This window comes from Pseudonocardia sp. D17 (genome assembly GCF_036984265.1).
GTDB classification, from domain to species: Bacteria; Actinomycetota; Actinomycetes; order Mycobacteriales; family Pseudonocardiaceae; genus Pseudonocardia; species Pseudonocardia benzenivorans.
Genome location: NZ_BPRG01000217.1, coordinates 299,483 through 320,450 on the forward strand (window position 1 = coordinate 299,483; position 20,968 = coordinate 320,450).

General features: G+C 74.3%; 23 protein-coding genes. 14 read left to right on the forward strand and 9 right to left on the reverse strand.

Features of this window, described 5'->3' with window-relative positions; translation table 11 throughout:
- Positions 1 to 187: 187 nt before the first annotated feature.
- Positions 188 to 601: a superoxide dismutase, Ni gene (sodN, locus tag PSD17_RS30910; RefSeq protein ID WP_013677187.1), complete on the reverse strand. Its 414-nt coding sequence runs from the start codon at positions 599 to 601 to the stop codon at positions 188 to 190.
- Between the two features lie 98 nt (positions 602 to 699).
- Here sodN and PSD17_RS30915 point away from each other — a divergent pair, with 98 nt between their 5' ends.
- Positions 700 to 1,029, forward strand: coding sequence for a S26 family signal peptidase (locus tag PSD17_RS30915; RefSeq protein ID WP_013677186.1), 330 nt, complete (start codon positions 700 to 702; stop codon positions 1,027 to 1,029).
- Here the strand turns inward: PSD17_RS30915 and PSD17_RS30920 are convergent.
- From PSD17_RS30920 to PSD17_RS30935, 4 genes are all read right to left on the reverse strand, one after another.
- A complete protein-coding gene (locus tag PSD17_RS30920; protein WP_339125944.1) occupies positions 1,004 to 2,482 on the reverse strand; it encodes a HAMP domain-containing sensor histidine kinase in 1,479 nt (492 codons plus the stop codon). The two genes, PSD17_RS30915 and PSD17_RS30920, sit on opposite strands and share 26 nt — an antisense overlap.
- A 221-nt stretch (positions 2,483 to 2,703) precedes the next feature.
- Positions 2,704 to 3,378, reverse strand: coding sequence for a response regulator (locus PSD17_RS30925; RefSeq protein ID WP_103380068.1), 675 nt, complete (start codon positions 3,376 to 3,378; stop codon positions 2,704 to 2,706).
- Positions 3,379 to 3,457: 79 nt separating this feature from the next.
- Positions 3,458 to 3,631: a hypothetical protein gene (locus PSD17_RS30930; protein ID WP_013677183.1), complete on the reverse strand. Its 174-nt coding sequence runs from the start codon at positions 3,629 to 3,631 to the stop codon at positions 3,458 to 3,460.
- Positions 3,628 to 4,020, reverse strand: coding sequence for a hypothetical protein (locus tag PSD17_RS30935; RefSeq protein ID WP_013677182.1), 393 nt, complete (start codon positions 4,018 to 4,020; stop codon positions 3,628 to 3,630). Before PSD17_RS30935 ends, PSD17_RS30930 begins: the two co-directional genes overlap by 4 nt.
- Positions 4,021 to 4,205: 185 nt before the next feature.
- Here PSD17_RS30935 and PSD17_RS30940 point away from each other — a divergent pair, with 185 nt between their 5' ends.
- Positions 4,206 to 4,550, forward strand: coding sequence for a putative quinol monooxygenase (locus PSD17_RS30940; protein WP_013677181.1), 345 nt, complete (start codon positions 4,206 to 4,208; stop codon positions 4,548 to 4,550).
- A gap of 4 nt (positions 4,551 to 4,554) precedes the next feature.
- Here the strand turns inward: PSD17_RS30940 and PSD17_RS30945 are convergent, their stop codons facing one another.
- Positions 4,555 to 4,929: a VOC family protein gene (locus tag PSD17_RS30945; protein ID WP_013677180.1), complete on the reverse strand. Its 375-nt coding sequence runs from the start codon at positions 4,927 to 4,929 to the stop codon at positions 4,555 to 4,557.
- Between the two features lie 95 nt (positions 4,930 to 5,024).
- Between PSD17_RS30945 and PSD17_RS30950 the strand changes: the two genes are divergently transcribed.
- The 8 genes from PSD17_RS30950 (at position 5,025) to PSD17_RS30985 (ending at position 14,351) form a co-directional block, all read left to right on the forward strand.
- Entirely contained in the window at positions 5,025 to 5,813 is a 789-nt protein-coding gene (locus PSD17_RS30950) for an alpha/beta fold hydrolase (protein ID WP_013677179.1), read from the forward strand.
- 240 nt (positions 5,814 to 6,053) lie between these two features.
- The gene (locus PSD17_RS30955; protein WP_339125945.1) at positions 6,054 to 7,217 is read left to right on the forward strand and encodes an NAD(P)-dependent malic enzyme; all 1,164 of its coding nucleotides are present in this window, start codon (positions 6,054 to 6,056) and stop codon (positions 7,215 to 7,217) included.
- Between the two features lie 219 nt (positions 7,218 to 7,436).
- On the forward strand, positions 7,437 to 10,214 hold the full coding sequence (locus tag PSD17_RS30960) for a putative bifunctional diguanylate cyclase/phosphodiesterase (protein ID WP_339125946.1): 2,778 nt from the start codon (positions 7,437 to 7,439) through the stop codon (positions 10,212 to 10,214).
- 144 nt (positions 10,215 to 10,358) lie between these two features.
- Complete coding sequence (locus PSD17_RS30965) at positions 10,359 to 11,441, forward strand: ABC transporter ATP-binding protein (protein ID WP_013677176.1); 1,083 nt, start codon at positions 10,359 to 10,361, stop codon at positions 11,439 to 11,441.
- Between the two features lie 11 nt (positions 11,442 to 11,452).
- Positions 11,453 to 12,115 (forward strand): ABC transporter permease, encoded by a 663-nt coding sequence (locus PSD17_RS30970; RefSeq protein ID WP_013677175.1) that lies wholly within the window; start codon positions 11,453 to 11,455, stop codon positions 12,113 to 12,115.
- Complete coding sequence (locus tag PSD17_RS30975; protein ID WP_013677174.1) at positions 12,112 to 12,828, forward strand: ABC transporter permease; 717 nt, start codon at positions 12,112 to 12,114, stop codon at positions 12,826 to 12,828. Before PSD17_RS30970 ends, PSD17_RS30975 begins: the two co-directional genes overlap by 4 nt.
- Before the next feature lie 33 nt (positions 12,829 to 12,861).
- Positions 12,862 to 13,782 (forward strand): ABC transporter substrate-binding protein, encoded by a 921-nt coding sequence (locus tag PSD17_RS30980; RefSeq protein WP_013677173.1) that lies wholly within the window; start codon positions 12,862 to 12,864, stop codon positions 13,780 to 13,782.
- Positions 13,783 to 13,928: 146 nt separating this feature from the next.
- Positions 13,929 to 14,351, forward strand: coding sequence for a PadR family transcriptional regulator (locus tag PSD17_RS30985; RefSeq protein ID WP_234027998.1), 423 nt, complete (start codon positions 13,929 to 13,931; stop codon positions 14,349 to 14,351).
- Here the strand turns inward: PSD17_RS30985 and PSD17_RS30990 are convergent.
- The gene (locus tag PSD17_RS30990; protein ID WP_339125947.1) at positions 14,342 to 15,265 is read right to left on the reverse strand and encodes an SDR family oxidoreductase; all 924 of its coding nucleotides are present in this window, start codon (positions 15,263 to 15,265) and stop codon (positions 14,342 to 14,344) included. The genes PSD17_RS30985 and PSD17_RS30990 overlap by 10 nt on opposite strands.
- A gap of 175 nt (positions 15,266 to 15,440) precedes the next feature.
- On the opposite strand from PSD17_RS30990, the gene PSD17_RS30995 reads away from it, so the two are divergent.
- Together PSD17_RS30995 and PSD17_RS31000 are read left to right on the forward strand one after the other, a co-directional pair.
- Entirely contained in the window at positions 15,441 to 16,511 is a 1,071-nt protein-coding gene (locus PSD17_RS30995; protein ID WP_013677170.1) for a helix-turn-helix domain-containing protein, read from the forward strand.
- 29 nt (positions 16,512 to 16,540) lie between these two features.
- A complete protein-coding gene (locus tag PSD17_RS31000) occupies positions 16,541 to 17,740 on the forward strand; it encodes an LLM class flavin-dependent oxidoreductase (protein WP_013677169.1) in 1,200 nt (399 codons plus the stop codon).
- Positions 17,741 to 17,789: 49 nt separating this feature from the next.
- Here the strand turns inward: PSD17_RS31000 and PSD17_RS31005 are convergent, their stop codons facing one another.
- Both PSD17_RS31005 and PSD17_RS31010 read right to left on the reverse strand, forming a co-directional pair.
- Positions 17,790 to 18,452: a permease prefix domain 1-containing protein gene (locus tag PSD17_RS31005; RefSeq protein ID WP_339125948.1), complete on the reverse strand. Its 663-nt coding sequence runs from the start codon at positions 18,450 to 18,452 to the stop codon at positions 17,790 to 17,792.
- On the reverse strand, positions 18,434 to 18,772 hold the full coding sequence (locus PSD17_RS31010) for a PadR family transcriptional regulator (protein WP_103380005.1): 339 nt from the start codon (positions 18,770 to 18,772) through the stop codon (positions 18,434 to 18,436). Before PSD17_RS31010 ends, PSD17_RS31005 begins: the two co-directional genes overlap by 19 nt.
- A 98-nt stretch (positions 18,773 to 18,870) precedes the next feature.
- Here PSD17_RS31010 and PSD17_RS31015 point away from each other — a divergent pair, with 98 nt between their 5' ends.
- Together PSD17_RS31015 and PSD17_RS31020 are read left to right on the forward strand one after the other, a co-directional pair.
- Positions 18,871 to 19,311, forward strand: a complete 441-nt coding sequence (locus PSD17_RS31015; protein ID WP_049803507.1) for a hypothetical protein — start codon at positions 18,871 to 18,873, stop codon at positions 19,309 to 19,311.
- Positions 19,308 to 20,876, forward strand: a complete 1,569-nt coding sequence (locus PSD17_RS31020) for a multicopper oxidase family protein (RefSeq protein ID WP_339125949.1) — start codon at positions 19,308 to 19,310, stop codon at positions 20,874 to 20,876. Before PSD17_RS31015 ends, PSD17_RS31020 begins: the two co-directional genes overlap by 4 nt.
- The last annotated feature ends 92 nt before the right edge of the window (positions 20,877 to 20,968 follow it).

Sequence of the window (20,968 nt, forward strand, 5' to 3'; positions counted from 1 at the left end):
TCCCTCGATCCGCGATCACCCGAGGGGGACACGCCCAGCGAGCGAACTCGACCGACAGCCGCTACGTCCGGGGCGCCGCCCCAGGGCCGAGGCGTTGGCGGACCGCGAGGAGTCGCCCGACAACGAAAAACGACGCTGACCCACGGGAAGCGATCCCCGCTGGTCAGCGCCGCTTTCGACGCCTGGATCAGGCAGCCTGCTTGGTCTCCCAGAAGATCTTGTCGATCTGGGCGATGTAGTCGAGCAGCTCCTGGCCGTCCTTCGGGTCGACCGAGGACTTGGTGCCACCGGGGCCGCCGCCGGCCTTCTTGGTGGCCTTGTTGAACAGCTCGTGCAGCTCCGGGTACTTCTCGAAGTGCGGCGGCTTGAAGTAGTCGGTCCACAGCACCCACAGGTGGTGCTTGACGAGGTCGGAGCGCTGCTCCTTGATCTCGATGGCCCGCTCCCGGAAGACCGGGTCGTCATTGCCCTGGTACTTCTCCTGGATCGCCTTGACCGACTCGGCCTCGATGCGGGCCTGGGCGGGGTCGTAGACGCCGCAGGGGAGGTCGCAGTGCGCGGTGGCCTCGAGCTGCGGTCGGAAGATGCGGGACAGCCGCATAGGTCCTCCCAAGATTGGGTCCATGGTGATCGTTCTGGCGTCGCCAACCCTACCCTCAGCGCCTGCGGGCTTCAGCGTGACGGCGGGAGGTGGTGCGCGTGCGGCGACGACCGGCGAGATGGCGCAGGGTGGCGGTGCGCGGTCCGTCCATGTCACCGGCGCTGACCGACGGCGACGTCGTCATCGTCCGGTTCGGCGCGCCGGTGCGGGCGGGCGACGTCGTGCTGGTGCGGTGGGCGTCGAGGCCGGGGCAGCTGTCGGTGAAGCGGGCCCGGCGGCCCGAAGGCGAGGGCTGGTGGGTGGAGGGCGACAACCCCTTCGGTTCGACGGACTCGCGCACGCTCGGGCCGGCCGAGGTGGACGCGGTGGTCGTCGCGCGGATGTGGCCCAGGCCGGGACGGCTCAGGCCGAAGGCACCGTCACCGTGAAGCACGCCCCGCCCTCGGGTGCGGGCGCCGCGGTGATCGTGCCGCCCATCCGCGTCACCAGGCCGTGGACCAGCGCCAACCCGACGCCCCCCGCGCCGACGGGCCGGTGCCCGCGGTACCGCGCGTGCAGGGCGCCGCGTCGGAAGACCAGCGGGTAGTCCTCGGCCGCGAGCCCGGGGCCGCCGTCGCGCACCTGCAGGACGCCGGCACCGCGACCGGGACGGACGGCCAGCACGAGCGGCGCGCCCGGCGGGAGGACGCGCAGCGCGTTCTCCGCCAGCCCGTCGACGACCTGGCGGAGCCTGCGCGGATCGGCGCGCACCGGGACCGGGTGCGCCGGCGCGTCCACCCGGAAGTCGACGCCCTGCTCCGCGCAGCGCGCCCGCCACACCGCCGAGGCCTCGCCCAGCAGGGCGCCGAGGTCGACGGTGCCGACGTCGAGCCGGAAGTCGTCGGCCTCCAGCCGGGCGAGCTCCATGAGGTCGCCGACGAGCCGGTCGAGCCGCTGGGCCTCGCGCAGGATCGTCGTGCCGGCGGCGCGGGCGTCGTCGCCGGTGACGACGCCGTCGGCCAACGACTCGGCGAACCCGCGCACGGCGGTGAGAGGGGTGCGCAGCTCGTGCGACACGGACAGCAGGAACTCCCGCTGCCGCTGCTCACTGCGCGACAGGGCGTCGGCCAGCTCGTTGACGGCTGCCGCGACCTCCGCGACCTCCCCGGGCCCGGCGACGGGGACCCGCACGTCGCGCCGTCCGGTCCGCAGGGCGTGCGCGGCGGAGGCGGTGCGGCGCAACGGTCGCGCCAGCAGTGTCCCGACGACCCCGCCGACCAGCACCGCCACCCCCGCCCCCGCCAGGAGCGCGAAGACGATGTTGCGACGGACCAGCCCGGTGCCCAGCGGTCCGGTGTCGGTGGTGCGGGCCAGCGCGAACGCGCCGGCAGGCGTCGGCCGGGCCTCGACGATCCAGGTCCGGCCACCCGAGCTGACGACGGCGGACACCGGGGTGCCGGTGAGCGCACGGTCGGCGTCGGCCCGGCGCAGTGCCGCGGCGACCGCGGGGTCCGGTGTGGTCAGCCGGTCGCCGCGGATGCCCGCACCCAGCCCGACGACGGCGACGTCCTGCCCCTGCAGCACCTGGACGACGGTGCGCAGCCCGGCCAGGGTCCGGACCGGGGCCGCAGCGGCGTCGGCGTCCGCGAGCTGGGCCGCGACGACGTCGGCCTGCTGCGCGAGGACGTCACGGGTGACCTGCCGGGCCGTGGCACCGACGAGCCGCAGCCCGACCAGTGCCGCGACGACGACGGCCACGATCGCGACCAGCAGGCAGCTCGCCGTGACGCGGAACGCCAGCGACGTGCGGCGCCGCCGTCCCGCGGCCGCCGGCGCGGTCGGCCCGCCGGACCCGCCCGCGGTGGATGCCGCAGCTCCGGCGGCAGGCCCGGCACCCGCCACGCCGGCTGCGCCCGCCTGCGGATCGCCCGCCGGCGGATCGCCCGCCCGTGGATCGCTCGCTCCGGGACCGCGCGCCCCGGGACCGCCCGGCCCGGGGCCGCCGGCACCTGGTCCGCCATCAGCCGGACCGCCCGCCCGCGGACCGCCGGCTCCCGGACCGCCCGCCCGCGGACCGCCGGCGGCCGGACCACCGGCTCCCGAACCGCCGGGGACCTGAGGAGTCACGGGGCGTCCGCCGCGTACCCGACGCCGCGCACCGTCCGGATCGGGCTGGCGTCCCCGAGCTTCGCCCGCAGCTGCGCGACGTGGACGTCGACGGTCCGCGCCCCCGACGACGCCGTGTAGCCCCAGACCGCCGAGAGCAGCTGGTCGCGCGAGTACACCCGGCCCGGCGCGCGCATGAGGTGGGCGAGCAGGGCGAACTCCGTCGCCGTCAGCGCCACCTCCGTCGTGCCGGCCCGCACCCGCCGGCGGTCGACCTGCACCTCGACCTCGCCCACCCGCAGCACCTCCTCGCGCGGGGGGCCGGTGCCGGAGCGGCGCAGCACCGTCCGCACCCTGGCGACGAGCTCGCGCGGGCTGAACGGCTTGGTGACGTAGTCGTCGGCGCCCATCTCCAGGCCCAGGATGCGGTCGACCTCGTCGTCGCGGGCGGTGACGAACAAGACGGGGGTCCAGTCGTCGGCGGCGCGCAGCCGCCGGCAGACCTCGACGCCGTCGAGGCCGGGCAGCCCGACGTCGAGGACGACCGCGACGGGGGCGAGCCGCCGGACCGCGTCGAGGCCCGCGGCGCCGTCGTGCTCGACGTGCACACCGAATCCGTCCTTGCGCAGGTAGAGGCGGATGAGGTCGGCGATCGCCGGCTCGTCCTCGACGACCAGCACCAGTCCTGCCACCTGCGATGCACCTCCGGGCGCGGACACGACGAGCCGGGGACGGCCGGTGGCGTGGATCGTGCCACCGACCGTCCCGGGCTCACCCGCCACCGTCGCTCGCGACCTGGGACTCGACGGCCCCCACCGTCGCCTCCACCGACGAGAGCGTGGCCCGGTCGGCGGCGGACACCTGGTCGGACGCGCCGGACCCGCCGCGGTCGCAGCCCGCGAGCAGCACGGCACCGACGGCGGCGAGCGCGAGCAGGGACCTCACGACGAGCAGTCCTTCTGCTGGATGTCCTGCACGGTCCGCTTCGCCGCCGCCAGCTGGTCGAGCCGCTCCTGGCGGTGCGCGACGCGGGCGTCGAGGAGATCGGCGAGTGCGTCGTCACCGGCGGCGCGGGCCTTCGACTCCTTGTCCTTCAGCCACGCCGTCGACCCCCGGGTGGCCGCGTCGCCGGTGATCCGCGCGGTGACCTTGTCGATGCGCGCCAGCAGCGCCGGGATCCGGTCCGTGCACGTCCGCTGGGTCGCGGGTCCGGCGGAGGCCGCGGCGGTCGAGGGCGGCGGGGCGTCGGCGAACGCCGTTCCCGTGCCGACGACCAGTGCTCCGGTGGCGACGCCCGCCGCGACCAGGCCACCGACCCATCGGTTGACTCGCATCCGTTCCTCCTGCGTCCGGGTCCGGCGCGATGTGAGGAGTGCCGGACGCCGCCGACGATGCCGAGCGCGGATGAACCGGCGGTGCGGGCGATGTTCGGATCGTGTCAGGACGTGTCTCGGATTTGAGACGTCGGGAACGCCGGGAGTGCGGTATGTCTGTGGCCCGTCCCGACGCAGGAGGCACCGTGATCTTCATCGTGATCAGGATCGACGTCCGCCCGGAGAAGCGGGAGGACTTCCTGGAGGGGATCGTCCGCTACTCCGGGCAGGTGCGCGAGGAGCCCGGGAACCTCGTGTTCAGCTGCTACGAGAGCGTCGAGCGGGCCAACGAGTTCACCGTCCTCGCCAACTACGTCGACCAGGCGGCCGGCGAGGCGCACGTGACGTCCGGGCACGCCAAGTGGTTCTTCGGCTGGCTGCCGTCGGTGGTGACGGAACAGCCGAAGATCGTCTTCCAGGAGCTCCCCGGCGAGGGCTGGGGGCCGATGGGCGAGGTCGTGATGGAGCCGCGCGAGTCCGAACCCGCGTAGCCGGTCAGCCAGGGGAGTCCTGGCGCGGCCCGTAGACGACGACGGTGTTGCCCCACGGGTCCCGGGCCACGGCGCGCACCTCGTGCGGGCCCTGCTCCGCCTCCCGCACGACGGTGCCGCCCGCCTCGACCAGCGCGGCGAGCGCGGCGGCGACGTCGGCGACCTTGATCGACGCCGCCGGGACCCCGCCGGTGACGTCCTCCTCCGGAGCGGCCAGCGCCAGCGTCGTGCCGCCGGCGTCGAGCGCGGCGTAGCGGCCGCCGTCGACGAACTTCGTCGCGAAGCCGAAGACCGAGCCGTAGAACTCGACGGCCGCGGCGACGTCGGGGACGGGGTGCAGGACGTTGCCGATGCGGGCGGGGTTCTCCGGAGTCGTCATCGGTCGATCCTGTCCTGCCGACGACCTCCGGTGGCAGCGGGGTGTGGCGCACGCCTCCCGCGGCCGGCTCCGACCCGGGGTGACAGGGTGGGTGCATGCCGACCGCCCACGCCGCCGACGGGACCGCTCTCGACGTCGAGGAGACCGGATCGGGCGATCCGCTGATCCTGTTGCAGGGCCAGGGTTCCAGCAGGCTCATGTGGGGCCGGGTGCCCGGGCTGCTCGCGGCGCGGCACCGCGTCGTCACGTTCGACTACCGCGGCACCGGCGGGAGCGAGACCCCGGAGGGCGGCTGGACGACGCGGGACTTCGCCGCCGACGCGGTCGCCGTCCTCGACGCGCTCGGCATCGACCGGGCGCACGTCTACGGGTTCTCGATGGGCGGGCGCGTCGCGCAGTGGGTCGCGATCGACCATCCGGACCGGGTCGGGGCGCTCGTCCTCGGCGGGACGACGCCCGGCGACGCACACGGCGTCCCGCGGCCCGCGCACGTCGACGAGCGGCTGGCGGCGAACGGCGACCTGACCGAGTTCCTGCACAGCCCGGAGTGGGCGCGCCGGCGGCTGCGGATCGACGTGTGCCACGACTGGCGCGTCGGCACCCCGCCGGCCGTCGCGGCGAAGCACTACCGCGCGAGCCAGGGCCACGACTCGTGGGACGGTCTGCCGTCGATCACCGCGCCGACGCTGTGCCTGCACGGCACGGACGACCTGCTCAACGTCGTCGAGAACGCGGACCTGCTCGCCTCGCGGATCCCGGACGCGAGGGTGCACCGCATCCCGGGCGCCCGGCACGGGTACTTCGAGGAGCAGGAGGCGGAGGCGACGGCCGTCGTCCTCGACTTCCTCGCCGCGCACCCGATCGGCCCGTCCGTGACGGCCTGACCCTCCGGACGGCGTGACGCAGCCGACCGTGCCGGTCGCCGCCCGGCGTGGGTAGCATTCTCGGCCGTACCCGACTGCCCGACCGCACGGCTGTGACCGCGACATCCGCGGTGACCGGCGCGGCGGGGCCGTCCGGCACCGCGAACGGGCCGACACCCGCGACCTCCGGTGCACGGAACGCGTCGACGATCCCTGCGATCGCGCGCACATCATCCGCACCCCGAGGACGAAGGACCCGTCATGACCACCGCTCCCGAGCGGCCCCTGTCCACGCCCACCCGCGACGAGATCTTCGACGCCCACCGCGGCGGCAAGCTCGCCACGGGCCTCACCGCGTCGCTGCGCGACCAGCGCGACCTGGCGATCGCCTACAGCCCCGGCGTCGCCGAGGTCAGCCGCGCGATCGCGGCCGACGCCGCCGTCGCCCGCACCCACACGTGGGCCGACCGCCTCGTCGCCGTCGTGAGCGACGGCACCGCCGTGCTGGGGCTGGGCGACATCGGCCCGCGGGCGGCGCTGCCGGTCATGGAGGGCAAGTCGGCGCTGTTCAAGACGTTCGCCGAGCTGGACTCGATCCCGCTGGTGCTCGACACCACCGACGTCGACGAGATCGTCGAGACGCTGGTGCGGCTGCGCCCAAGCTTCGGCGCGGTCAACCTGGAGGACGTGGCGGCGCCGCGGTGCTTCGAGCTCGAGCGACGGCTGGTCGAGGCGCTCGACTGCCCGGTCATGCACGACGACCAGCACGGCACCGCGATCGTGCTGCTCGCCGCGCTGCGCGGGGCGTGCGTGGTCACCGACCGCGACCTCGGATCGCTGCGCGTCGTCGTCTCCGGCGCGGGCGCGGCGGGGGTGGCGTGCGCCCGGATCCTGCTGGCGGCGGGGGTGCGCGACATCGTCCTGCTCGACTCGCGCGGTGTCGTCGACGCGGCGCGCGGCGGCGAGAAGGCCGCGCTCGCGGCGATCACCAACCCGCGGGGGATCACGGGCGGGATCGCCGAGGCGATGGCGGGCGCGGACGTGTTCGTCGGACTGTCGGGCGCGCTGCTCGACGAGTCCCTGCTGGCCGCGATGTCCCCGGGCGGCATGGTCTTCGCACTGTCCAACCCGGACCCCGAGGTGCACCCGGACGTCGCCGCGCGGTACGCCTCGATCGTCGCGACCGGCCGCAGCGACTTCCCGAACCAGATCAACAACGTGCTCGCGTTCCCGGGTGTCTTCCGGGGGGCCCTCGACGCGGGCGCGCGCCGGATCACCGAGGCGATGAAGCTGGCGGCGGCCGACGCGATCCATGCCGTCGCCCGTGACGAGCTCGCGGCCGACCGGATCGTGCCCAGCCCGTTCGACCCGCGGGTGGCGACGGCGGTCGCCACGGCCGTCGCGACGGCGGCGGAGCGGGGCTGACGGTCCGGGCTCACTTCCGGTTGTCGACGGACAGTGAACCAACTCACGTCCCTCACCAGGGGGTTTTCCACCGGTCGGCCCTGGCGATCACCGTCAGTGCGTGTTCTCCCGGTACCTCACTCGGGGCGGCGTAGTCCGTCCGAGTGAGATTCGCGCATCGAGTGGAGCAGTCACTCGTTGTTCCCGGTGCAGAGTCGACGCACTTCGGTGGGGGAAGCCGTGAGCGAGTTCGGACGTGGTCCCCGCGGCGAGCGGGACGGCGCGGGGGTCGACGCCCCCGCGACCGAGGCCGTCGCGCGGGCCGATCTGCGCCGCTCGAGGCAGGCCGCGGGCGGGCCCGTCGACCCGGAGGCCGCGCGTTTCGCCGGTCAGCTCGCCCGGGCCATCGACCGGACCCCCGGTACGCCGGACGACGGCGCGGACGGAACGGACGACGCCGTCGTCGCGGTCGCCGCGCCGGCCCCGGCCGCCGCCGACCCGGCGACCGACCCGCGCCGGGGCAGCCTGCTGGCGCCGCCCGGGACCGGGCCGGAGACCGTCCACACCGGTCACCCCGCGCCGCACCGGCCGGGTCCGGCACGGCCGGGCGCCGGTCCCGAGCTGCCGGTTCGTCCGGTGGGCCCGGGGGTCCGGGAGACCGCGTTCGGCCGCCCGCTGCCGGGCGGCGCCGACGCCCTCCCGCTGCCGGGCGCGCCGACGCTGGTGTGCGACCGGACCGGCCGGGTGGTGCGGGCCAACCCGGCGTTCACCCAGCTCGCCGGGCGGTCACCGGGCGACGCCGACAGCGGGCCGCAGGGGCTGCACCTGCGCCGGCTGGTCGTCGGGCCCGACGGCGACGCCCGGCTGATCCGCGCCGACGGGACGCTCGTCCGGGTGCGGGTCGTCCGCTGGGACGTGGGCGCCGACCTCCAGGTCGTGATGCTCGTCGAGCTGGGCTCGGGGTCCGACGCGCGACGCATCGCCGAGCTCGAGCGGATGGCCCGGGTCGGCACGTGGACCTACGAGCTGGCGTCGGCGACGTTGCGCCGCAGCGCGTCGCTGCAGGACCTCTACCGCGGCGCCGGCATCGACCCCGACGGACCGGACGGCCCGATCGAGGGCGAGCAGGTGGCGCTGCTGTGCCAGGGCCTGCGCAACGGGGTGCGCGGCGGCGACCACCACGTCGACCTCAAGCTGCCGGGCGACCGGCTGCTCGGCTGCCGCGCGAGCGTCGAGCGCGCCGACGACGGGACGCCGGTGCGGCTCGTCGGCACGGTGCGGGACCTGTCCGCGCAGCGGCTCGCCGAGAACCGGCACCGGGCCGCGGGTGCCCGGTTCGCCGACCTGGTCGCGCTGCTGCCCACCGGCGTGCTGCTGTTCGACGCCACCGGCCGGGTGATCGACGCCAACCCTGCGGTGTGCGAGATCCTCGACACCGTCCCGGAGGACCTGCGCGGCACCACCGCGGCGGCCCTCTCGGCCGAGCCGGAGCCGCTGAGCCCCGACGGCCTGCCCGACTGGCTGCGCCGCGTCCCGCCCGGCGTCGACAACGGCTACCGGCTCGACGCGCTGCCGTTGCTGCGCAGCGACGGCACCCGCGTCTGGTGCGGCGTCGGGGTCACCGTCACCCGCGCCGACGACGGCGCCCCGCTGTTCCTCGTCGTCTGCGAGGACGTGACCGACCGCCGCCGCGCGGCCGAGGTGCTGCGCAGCGCGGGCACCGTCGACGCGCTGACCCGGCTGCCCAACCGGGCCGCGGCGCTGCACCTCGTCGACGGGCTGCTCGCCGGCCCCGGCCGCGACGGCGTGGTGCTCGTCTGCGGCGACCTCGACGACTTCTCCCGCGTCAACTCCTCGCTCGGCCACGACGCCGGCGACGACCTGCTGGTCACGCTCGCGGGCAGGCTGCAGCGCGAGCTGCCCTTCGGCTGCACCGCGGCCCGGCTCTCCGGCGACGAGTTCGTCGTGATCTGCTCCGACCACACCGAGGCCGGTGGGCCGGAGGCGTTGGCGCACACCGTCGCCGCCCTGCTGCGGACGTCGATCACCGTCGGCGGCCGCCCGGTGGAGGTCACGGCGTCGGTCGGGTTGGCGACGCCCGCGCCCGACCCGGACCTGCGTGCCGCGGACCTGCTGCGGTTCGCCGAGGTCGCCATGTACGAGGCGAAGAAGCGCTCGCGCGGCGGGGTCGGTGTCGCCACCGACGTCGTCGTGCGCACCGCGACGAGCCAGCTGGGCCTCGAGGCCGAGCTGCGCGCGGCGATCGCCGACGACCGGCTCGTGCTGGAGTACCAGCCCGTGGTCACCGCCGACGGCCGGGTGCGCAGCGCCGAGGCGCTGATCCGGTGGCCGCACCCCGACCGTGGGCTGGTCCCGCCCGGTGAGTTCCTCCCGGTCGCCCAGCGCGGCGGGCTGATGCGCGAGCTCGATCTCTGGGTGCTGCGCACGGCCGCCCGCGAGGCCGCGGGCTGGCAGTCGGAGGGCGAGATCGCGGTCGCGGTCAACCTCGCGGGGCTGCTCCCCGGCGACCCCGAGTTCGCCGAGCTCGTGACCGGGACGCTGCAGGCGACCGGGCTCGACCACTCCCGGCTGATCCTCGAGCTCGTCGAGACGAGCCTCGTCGCGCTGCCGCCGCACGCGCTCGCGGCCATGGCCGATCTCGTCGGGCGCGGCGTCCGGTTCGCCGTCGACGACTTCGGCACCGGCTACTCCTCGCTCGCGCGGCTCAAGGAGCTCCCTGCCCAGACGGTCAAGGTCGACCGCGCGTTCGTCACCGGCATCGCGGAGGACCCCGTCGACCACGCGGTCGCGCGCGCGGTGGTGGACATGGCGCGGGCCATGGGGCGGAGCACGGTCGCCGAGGGGGTGGAGACCGCCGCGCAGTTCGAGGCCTTGCGCGGCATCGGTGTCGACGCCTTCCAGGGCTGGCTGTTCGCCCGCCCGCTGCCCGTCGAGCAGATGCGTGAGGTGCTGCGGTCGGGCCGGCTGCGGGTGCCGCCGTCGACCGACGTCGCCTGATCGGTCCGGCCCACCGGCCCGCCTGCCGAAGGGAGGCGCCGGGTCGCGGTCCGATCACATCGGTCGCGACCGTCGGTGCCGCGGGCTAGATTCGCGGAGCTGCGACGGCCCGCCCGAGACCGTCGGCGACGAGGGGGGACCCGGATGATCGAGTTCCGGGGCGTGACCAAACGCTTCCCGGACGGCACCGTCGCGGTCGACGCGCTCGACCTCGTCGTCGACTCCGGCCGCATCACCGTGTTCGTCGGGCCGTCGGGCTGCGGCAAGACCACGTCGCTGCGCATGATCAACCGCATGATCGAGCCGAGCTCGGGTTCGATCTCCGTCGAGGGCACCGACATCATGTCCCGCGACGCGGCCGAGCTGCGCCGGGGCATCGGCTACGTCATCCAGCAGGCCGGGTTGTTCCCGCACCGGACGATCCTCGACAACGTGGCGACGGTGCCGCTGCTGCTGGGGTGGAACAAGAAGCAGGCACGCGAGCGCGCCGCGGAGCTGATGGACACCGTCGGGCTCGCCCCCGAGATGGCCAAGCGGTACCCGGCGCAGCTCTCCGGCGGCCAGCAGCAACGGGTCGGCGTCGCCAGGGCGCTCGCCGCCGATCCGCCCGTGCTGCTGATGGACGAGCCGTTCAGCGCCGTCGACCCGATCGTCCGCGAGACGCTGCAGGACGAGCTGCTGCGGCTGCAGTCCGAGCTGGGCAAGACCATCGTGTTCGTCACCCACGACATCGACGAGGCGATCAAGCTGGGCGACAAGGTCGCGGTGTTCCGCACCGGCGGCAGGCTCGCCCAGTACGACGAGCCGGGCGTGCTGCTGTCCCGCCCGGCCGACGACTTCGTCGACTCCTTCGTCGGGCGCGACCGCGGCTACCGCGGACTGGGCTTCCTGTCCTCTGCCGGGCTGCCCATCGGCGACCTGCCGACGGTCGCGCTCGGCGACCGGCTGCCGTCGGAGGGCTGGGCGCTGGTGGTCGACGGGGAGCATCGCCCGCTCGGCTGGGTCGACCGCGGCAGCGGTCCGGTCGACGAGGCCGCGCTCGTCCCCGGTGGCTCGTTGTACGACGCGGGCTCCGGCTCCCTGCGCGCCGCGCTCGACGCGGCGCTCTCGTCGCCCGCGGGCCGCGGCGTGGCCGTCGACGGCGACGGTCGGGTCCTCGGCTCGATCGGCGCCGACGACGTGCTGCGTGCGCTGGCCGACGCCCGCAGCGACGAGAACGTGGCCTGAGGCGGGCCGTCGTGAACTGGGTCTCCCAGAACCTCGGGTTCATCGCGGGGCTGCTGTCCGACCACATCGTGTTCTCGCTCGTGCCCGTCGTGATCGGGCTGGTGCTGGCGATCCCGCTCGGCTGGCTCGCCAACCGCGCGGGCGTCGGGCGCACGGTCGTCGTCAACCTCGCGGGCCTGCTCTACACGATCCCGTCGCTCGCGTTGTTCGTGTTCCTGCCCGTGGTGCTGGGCACGGGCATCCTCGACCCGGTCAACGTGATCGTGGCGCTGACCGTGTACAGCCTCGCGCTGCTGGTGCGGACGGTCGCCGACGCGCTGGAGGCGGTGCCGCCCGTGCTGGTCGACGCGGCCACGGCGATGGGGTACGCGCCGGTCCGCCGGTTCCTCGCCGTCGAGCTGCCCGTCTCGGTCCCGGTGATCCTCGCGGGGGTGCGGGTGGCGGCGGTGTCGTCGATCAGCCTGGTGACGGTCGGCTCGGTCATCGGCTTCGGCGGGCTCGGCCAGATGTTCACCGACGGTTTCCAGCGCGACATCACCGCCGAGGTCGTCGCCGGGATCGTGCTGGTCGTGGCGTTGGCGCTGGTGGTCGACGGGCTGCTGCTGCTCGTCGGCCGGCTGCTCACACCCTGGGACCGCGCGGCGCGGGCCACCCGTCAGGGAGCGACGGCGTGAACTTCCTCGGCTGGCTCGTCGATCCCGCGCACTGGTCGGGACCGGGTTCGATCCCGCAGCGGCTCGTCGAGCACCTGGGCTACACCGCGCTGGTCATGATCATCGCGATCGCGATCGCCGTCCCCCTCGGCGCGTGGATCGGGCACACCGGCAAGGGCGGCTTCCTCGTCGTCGGGTCGGCCAACGGGCTGCGGGCCCTCCCGACGCTGGGCGTGCTCGTCCTGCTCGTGCAGTGGACCGGGCTGGGCATCATCGGCCCGCTCGTCGCGCTGGTGCTGCTCGCGATCCCGCCCGTGCTCGCGGGCACCTACGCCGGGGTGCGCAATGTCGACGCCGCGGTGGTCGACGCGGCCCGCGGGATGGGCATGCGCGGGCGCGGCGTGCTGTTCGGCGTCGAGCTGCCCAACGCACTGCCGCTGATCATCGGCGGGGTCCGCAGCTCGGTGCTGCAGGTCATCTCGACCGCGACGATCGCAGCGTACGTGGGTCTCGACGGACTGGGCCGCTACATCATCGACGGCCTGTCCACCCGCGACTTCCCGCAGATGATCGCCGGCTCCATCCTCGTCGCGCTGCTGGCCGTCGTCGCCGACCTGGCGCTCGCGGGCCTGCAGAAGCTGCTCGTCTCGCCCGGCCTGCAGACCGCCGGCACGGGCCGCCGGGTGCGCGCACTCGCCACCCGGCCCACCGACAACGCCGCCCGGGCGGCGTGAGCCCCGCACAGAAACCCGCACGGAGGACCAACAATGAGACGCTCGCTGATCGCACGGTTCGCGCTGGTCGCGACCGCAGCACTGGCGCTCGCCGCGTGCGGCGGGGGCAGTGACCCGCTGCAGAACGGCGGCTCGGGGAGCTCCGGCTCCGCCGACACCGTCGTCATCGGGTCGGCGAACTTCGTCGAGAGCCAGATCATCGCCAACATCTACGCCCAGGCCCTGCAGGCCAAGGGTGTGAAGGTCGACCTGCGGCCGCCGATCGGCAGCCGCGAGACCTACTTCCCGGCGATCAAGGAAGGCTCGATCGACCTCATCCCCGAGTACACGGGGACGCTGCTGCAGTACCTCAACAAGAACGCCACCGAGACCGAGCCCGACGCCGTGTACACGGCGCTGAAGGCCGCGCTGCCCGACAACCTGACCGTCCTCGACAAGGCCGCGGCCGAGGACAAGGACGCGGTCGTCGTCACCAAGGACACGGCCACGAAGTACAACGCGACGTCGATCGCCGACCTCGCACCGAACTGCGGCCAGCTGACCTTCGGCGGCCCGCCGGAGTTCCAGACCCGTCCCGACGGCATCCCGGGCATCCAGAAGACCTACAACTGCACGTTCAAGGAGTACAAGGCGCTCGACGCCGGCGGCCCGCTCACGGTCGCGGCCCTGAAGAACGGCGACATCCAGGCCGCCGACATCTTCACCACCGACGCGTCGATCCCGACGAACGGCTTCGTCGTGCTGACCGACCCGAAGGACAACTTCGCCGCGCAGAACGTCGTCCCGCTGATCAACAAGGCCAAGGGCACCGGCACCACCGCCGACGTCCTCAACCAGATCTCGGCCAAGCTGACCACCGAGGGCCTCACCCAGCTCAACGCCGAGGCCTCGTCGGACGCCAAGCCGTCGCTGGCGACCGTCGCGAAGAACTGGCTGTCGCAGAACGGCTTCTGATCACGGGACGGCGCGGGGCGGACGCCCGTCCGCCCCGCGCCGCGGCTCCGCCGGGACGCCTCATCACCTGCGGTTGTGAGGCGTCTCACCTGATGCAATCATCGGCCCCGGCAGGCGTCCACCACCGCCGATCCAGGGGGCCACCGTTGGCCGAGCTCGAACCGCGCAACTTCCTTCAGCCGTGTCTGCTGCTCCTGCTGCGCGAGCAGGCCGACCACGGCTACGAGCTGGCCGCGCGGCTTCGACCGATGCACGACGGCGACGGCGACGCGGGCGGGGTCTACCGCGCGTTGCGGGGGCTGGAGCGGCAGGGGCTCGTCCGGTCGGAGTGGGAGTCCTCCGGTGCCGGTCCCGCACGCCGCACCTACCACGTCACCCCCGAGGGCGAGGCGTGCCTCGACGCGCAGGCCCGCGGGCTGCGCCGGGTCGACGCGGCGCTGCACGTCTTCCTGCAGCGCTACGCCCGGATCTGCGGTGCGCCCGACTCGCCGGAGCGGGCCGACCGTCCTGCCGACGGCCGGCCGCGCAACGGCGCCGGGCTCGGTGCGGGCGGTCCGGTTCAGCGATAGCCGGTCACGTCGGCGGGACGGCCGGCGTCCTGCACCTCGACGACGTAGCGCCACGCGTCGGGCGCCGATCCGTCCAGGTCGGTGAACCCGTACTCCTTCGCCAGCCCGCCCGAGGACAGCGACCGGCCGTTCCACCGCCGCCGGTCGGGGTCGGCCGCCAGCGCGGCGACGGCCCTGCCCACGAACCTCGGCGTCTCCGAGATCGCGAAGTGCGGCTCGGTCTCGCACGCCGCGCGCCAGTCGTCCTCGGTGACGCCGAAGTGGTCGAGCATGGTCTCCGACCGCAGCCAGCCCGGCGTGATCGCGACGGCGGTGCCGCCGTGGTCGCGCAGCTCGTGCGCCCAGCTGCGGGCCAGCCGGATCGGCGCGACCTTGGCGAGGTCGTAGTAGACCGTCAGCCGGTAGTTGTCGGCGTTGTACTCGTCCGTGCCGTCGGTGACCTCCACGACGAGCCCGCCCGGGTGGCGCACCATCAGCGCGAGCGCGAAGTGCGCGGTGATGATGTGCGTGTCGACCGCGAGGTGCAGCAGGTGCAGGCCGTCGTCGAGCGAGTGCGTCCACACCGGTGCGTGCCACGCGGTGAGCGGGTCGCCGCCGAAGATGTCGTTGACCAGCACGTCGAGCCGGCCCTGTTCGGCGTCGATGCGCTCGACCAGCGCCCTGACCTGCTCCGGCACGAGATGGTCGGTGGGGACGGCGATGCCGGTGCCGCCCGCGGCCGTCACGAGGTCGGCGGTGTCCTCGATCGTCTCGGCCCGTCCGTACTCCGACGGCGCGCCGCGGCGGCTGCGCCCCGTGACGTAGACGGTCGCCCCGGCGGCGCCGAGCTCGACGGCGATCCCGCGGCCCGCGCCCCGGGTCGCCCCGGCGACGAGGGCGATGCGGCCGGCGAGTGGTCGATCAGCTGTCGTCATCCGGACATCCTGCGTGCAATCACCTGACAGTTCCCGTCAGCCGACCCGTGAACCGGCCCCGGCGTGCAGGAATTGAACAGGTCGCCGCGCGTGTGACCTTGCATACTCGACGAGGAGGCGGGACGGGAGTCCCCGGTCACCGACGACCGGTACCGGACCGCCGGGCGGGGGTGCGATGGATCGGCGGCACGCGTGGGAGGCGTTCCAGTCCGGCGACGATCCCGGTGACGTCGAATCGGGGCTGCTCGACTCCTGGCGGCGCTCGCGGTGGAGCGGGGTCGATCCCGCCCACACCGACATCCCGCAGGTCACCGTCGACGCCGACACGCCGTTCGTGCGCGTCGCCGCCCCGGTGATGCTGAGCCTCGCCGACCAGTTCGCGGGCGCGTCGAGCTGCCTCGCGCTGGCCGACCCGCGCGGCACCGTCGTCTGGCGCTGGGTGTCGGACCGGGGGATCGCCGGCGAGCTCGACGACGTCGGCGTCGTCCGCGGCGGGATGTTCGCCGAGGAGGCCATCGGCACGAACGGCATCGGCACCGCGCTCGAGAGCGGCGGCGCCGCCGTCGTGCTCGGCGCCGACCACTGGGTCGAGGCGTTCCACCGCTGGGCGTGCGTCGCCGCGCCCGTCGTCCACCCGGTGACGCGCAAGGTCCTCGGCGCCGTGAACATCACCTGCCGCGCCGCCGACGCCAGCCGGTTCCTCACCCTCGCCGCCTCGGCGATGGTGCAGGGGGTCTCGGACGCGCTGAAGTCCGACGCCGGAGCATCCGAACGCCGGCTGCTCGAGGCGTTCCTCACCGCCAGGTCCCGTACGACGGCGCCGGTCGTCGCCGTGGACGGGGCGATGCTGCTGGCGACGGACAGCGCCGGGGGAGTGGGCCTGGACCACGCCGAGCTGTGGCCCGTCGTCGTCGAGGCCGGGCCCGGCGGCGAGATCGACGTGGCCGACGGGCTGCGTGCCCAGATCTGGCCGGTCACCGCGGGGACGACGGCCGACGGCGTCGTCCTGACGCTGCGCCCCGACCCGGCGGCCGTCGCGCCCGCCGGCGGGCGCGACCCGCGCGCCGGTCTCGGACCGCTCGAGCACGCGGAGGCCGAGGTCGTCGCGGGTGTGCTCGCCGAGTGCGGCGGCAACAAGGCCGCGGCCGCGGCCCGGCTCGGTATCTCCCGAGGAACCCTCTACGCCAAGATCCGCCGCTACCACCTGACGGCCGCGCCGACCCGCGGCGCGCACCGTCCCGTCTGATCCACCTGACCCCGCGAGACAGGAGAGCCATGCCCGCGACGCCCGTCGTCAACAAGCTGCGGTTCGGGATCTTCATGCCCCCGTTCAACAGCCCGCCGACGCAGAACGCGACGACGTCGCTGCAGCGCGACGTCGAGACCATCCAGCTGCTCGACCGGCTCGGCTACGACGAGGCGTGGATCGGCGAGCACCACAGCGCGGGCACGGAGATCATCGCCGACCCGCTGACGTTCATCGCCCACGTCGGCGCCCTGACCCGGCACATCAAGCTGGGGACGGGCGTCGTCTCGCTGCCCTACCACCATCCACTGTGGATCGCCGACCGCGCGATCCTGGTCGACCACCTGCTGCGTGGCCGCCTGATGCTCGGGGTCGGCCCCGGGTCCCTGCCGACCGACGCGGCCATGGTCGGGCTCGAGCCGGCGCAGCTGCGCCCCGCGCTGGGGGAGGACCTCGACGTCCTGCTCCGGCTGCTGCGCACCGACGAGCGCGTCACCCACCGCACCGACCGGTACCAGGTCGTCGAGGCACGCACGCAGCTCGCCCCGTACTCCGACCCGTGCTTCGAGATCGCGGTGGCCGCGACGGCCTCGCCCGCCGGCCCGATCCTCGCCGGGACGCACGGCCTGAGCCTGCTCTCGATCGGGGCGACGACGCGCGAGGGCTTCGACGTACTCGCCCACCACTGGAACGTCGTCGAGGCGGAGGCGGCCAAGCACGGCCGCACGACCGACCGGTCCCGGTGGCGGCTCGTCGGGCCGATGCACATCGCGGAGACCAAGGAGCAGGCGATCGAGGACGTCCGCTACGGCTTCGACAAGTTCTGCGAGTACACCCAGCGCACGCTCGCGCTGCCGACGTTCCGCGCCGAGGGCGACACCTTCGAGGAGCGGGTGGCCTGGATCAACGAGACCGGGCTGGGCGTGATCGGCACCCCCGACGAGGCGATCACCCAGATCCAGCGCCTGATGGACCAGTCCGACGGCGGGTTCGGCTGCTACATGATGATGCAGCACGACTGGGCGAACTGGGAGGCGACGCAGCGGCACTACGAGCTGTTCGCCCGCCACGTCATGCCGGCGTTCCAGCCGTCGCAGCGCCGGCTGCTCGCGGCCGAGGAGTGGGCGCGCAGCCGCCACGGCGAGCTCGACGCCAAGAACGGCGCCGCGATCCAGGCGTGGGCCGACAAGTACGCGGCCGAGAAGACGGAGGCCGCCGGGCAGGCCTGACCCGTGCGCGGCGATGGTCGCCATGGCGACCATCGCCACTCACGAGGGGTCAGCCGACCCGCCGGGTCCGCACCAGGACGCGGTGGGCCCGGGTGAGCGAGGAGACCAGCGCCACCAGCACGACCGACGTCGCGAGGTAGCCGGGCAGGTGACTGCCGGAGTGCGCCGGGTTCAGCACTGCCATGCCCAGCCCGGCGGCGACACAGACCAGCGGCGTGATCGTCCCGACCAGCGTGATGAGGCCCAGCGCCCGGATCGGCCGCGCCCGCCGCAGCGCGGCGAGGGTGCCGATCGCGAGTGCGGCCGCGACCAGGCTCGCGCCGGGCTCGACGTGGAACAGCAGCGTCGACGCCCACGTCTGCTCCGGCGGCGACGGCGTACCGGTCCAGAACAGCGCCCAGCCGAGCACCAGGGCCGGGAACGTGACGGCGATCAGGGTCGCGGTCCGCCTGCCCTGCGCGGCGGCGAGCTCATGCTGGTACCCCGGCGCGAGCTCGGCGACCTCCCCGAACTCCGCGACCGCCCGGCGCCGGGCCTCGGCGCGCGGGACACCGTTGTCCGACAGCGACTCGGCTGCGTCCTCCAACCCGTCACGAGCCTCCGCCAGCAGGCTCGCGCGGAGCCGACCGGGCCCGTGCAGCGCGGCACCCAGCGCGCCGAGGTGCGCGTCGATCGGGTCCACGACCGGCGCGGTCATCCGGTGGCCGGCCACGGCTCACCTCCGAGCACGCGGTTCACGACGTCGCGGAACTCCTTCCACTCGCCCCGCTGCGCGGCCAGGGCGTGCCGGCCGGCGCGGGTGAGCTTGTAGGTCCGGCGCTCCCGGCCGCCCACGGTGCTCCACGACCCGGCGAGGTTCCCGGCCCGCTCCAGCCGGCGCAGAGCCGGGTAGACGGTGCCGGTCGGCAGGTCGAGCGCGCCGCCGCTGCGGGCCTGCAGGGCCTCGATGATCGCGTAGCCGTGCAGCGGTCCCGTCTCGAGCACGGCGAGGATCAGGCCGTCGAGATGGCCGCGTACGCTGTCGGGTCGCACGAGTAGCGATTCTACGTACGAGCCCGGGGTTCTGCATAGGGGTTCATCAGGGACATCCCTGATGAATATGTAGACAGCCAACCTATAGCGTGGGCTGCGTGGACATCGCCGTAACCGCACCGGAGGCCGTGCCCGAGGCGTCGGCCCGCCGTCCCCGAGTCACGCTCTGGCTGCTGCGGGGCACCGTCACCGCACACCTCATCGCGGTGGTCTGCCAGCCCGTCCTCGCCGGCCTCTTCCTCACCGGAGACGTGGCCGCGATCGAGATGCACGCGACCGTCGCCGACGTCGTCGGCTTCCTGACGCTCGGGACGATCGCCGTCGCGATCGGGTACGTGACCGGCGGCCGTGGCCGGATCTGGGTGCTGCCGGTCGCCGTCGTGCTCTTCCTCGCCGAGGGCCTGCAGATCTTCCTCGGCTACGCCCGGATGCTGCAGTTCCACATCCCGCTCGGGGTGACGATCGTCGTCGCCGCGGTGCTGCTCGCGATCTGGGCCTGGCTGCCGTCGGCCACGCGGGCGCGCGGCGGCCGGGCATGACGCCCCGGCTGTCCCGGCGCGGGTTCCTCGGCGTGCTCGGCGGAGCGGTGGCCGTCGCCGGTCTCGCGGGCTGCGGCGCGGTCGGTCTCGACACCCCCGCCGGGCAGACGGGCGAGATGCTGACCAGCGCCGTCCCGCTGCCGGCGCCCTACCGGGTGCCGTTGCCGATCCCGGCCGTCGCGCGGCCGACCGGGACCCTCGGGGGCGCCGACCTCTACGAGATCACCCAGCTCGCCGCCGACGTCGAGATCATCCCCGGGCTGCGCACCACGATCTGGGGGTACGACGGGACCTTCCCGGGACCGACGTTCGAGACCCGGTCCGGGCGTCCGGTCGTCGTACGGCACACCAACCGGCTCCCGGTCCCGACGGTGGTGCACCTGCACGGCGGGCACACCCCGTCGGACTCCGACGGCTGGCCGCTCGACCTCGTCCTCCCGGTCGGCGACACGTCGAACTGGGCGCACGTGCACAACGGGGTCCCGATGGTCGGCAACACCATCGCCGGTACCCGGGAGCACCACTACCCGATGAGCCAGCGCGCGGCGACCCTCTGGTACCACGACCACCGGATGGACTTCACCGCTCCGAACGTCTACCGCGGGCTCGCCGGGATGCACCTCGTCCGCGACGACGTCGAGGACGCGCTGGGGCTGCCCGCGGGCGACCACGAGCTCCCGCTGTTCGTCTGCGACCGCGCGTTCGCCGCCGACGGGTCGTTCGACTACCCGTCGCTCGACCGGACGCTGCGCACCGTCCCCGGCGTCGAGGACCGCTACATGTCCGGCGTGCTGGGCGACGTCGTACTGGTCAACGGCGCGCCGTGGCCGGTCCACGAGGTCGACGGCACCCGGTACCGGCTGCGGATCGTCAACGGGTCCAACGCCCGCCGCTACTCGTTCGCGCTGCGCGTCCCCGGTGGTCCGGACCTGCCGTTCACCCAGGTCGGGTCCGACGGCGGCCTGCTCGCCGCCCCGGTCCGGCAGACCGCGCTCGACGCCGCGCCCGGCGAGCGGTTCGACGTCGTCGTCGACTTCGCCGCGGTCCCCGTCGGCACCGAGGTCACGATGGTCAACACGCTCGGCACCGGGTCGACCGCCGACGTCGTGCGCTTCCACGTCGTGCGCGCGGCCCGCGACGACAGCCGGGTCCCCGCCCGGCTCGCCGACGACGTCGCCCCGCTGGTGCCGGGCCCGGTCGTGCGCGAGTTCGCGTTCGGCCGGGGCGCGGTCGGCGACACCCGGGGCTGGACGATCAACGGCCGCGCGTTCGACCCGAACTCCTCGCTCGCCGACATCCCGCTCGGCCAGGTCGAGACGTGGCGGTTCCGCAGCGACGTCCACCATCCGGTGCACGTGCACCTCGACCCGTTCCAGGTGCTCGCGCGCGACGGCAGACCCCCGCGCCCCACCGACGTCGGGTGGAAGGACACCGTCGACGTGCTGCCGGCGGAGATCGTCGACGTCGCCGTCCGCTTCACCGACCTCGCGGGCCGCTATGTCTTCCACTGCCACAACCTCGAGCACGAGGACATGGCGATGATGGCCACGATCCGCACCGTCTGACGGCCGCGACCTGGACGGTTGCGGAGCGTGAGGGTAGCCGGGACCGTCACCGTTGTGGGTGATCTGCACGTCAGGGCCACGAAGTCACTACC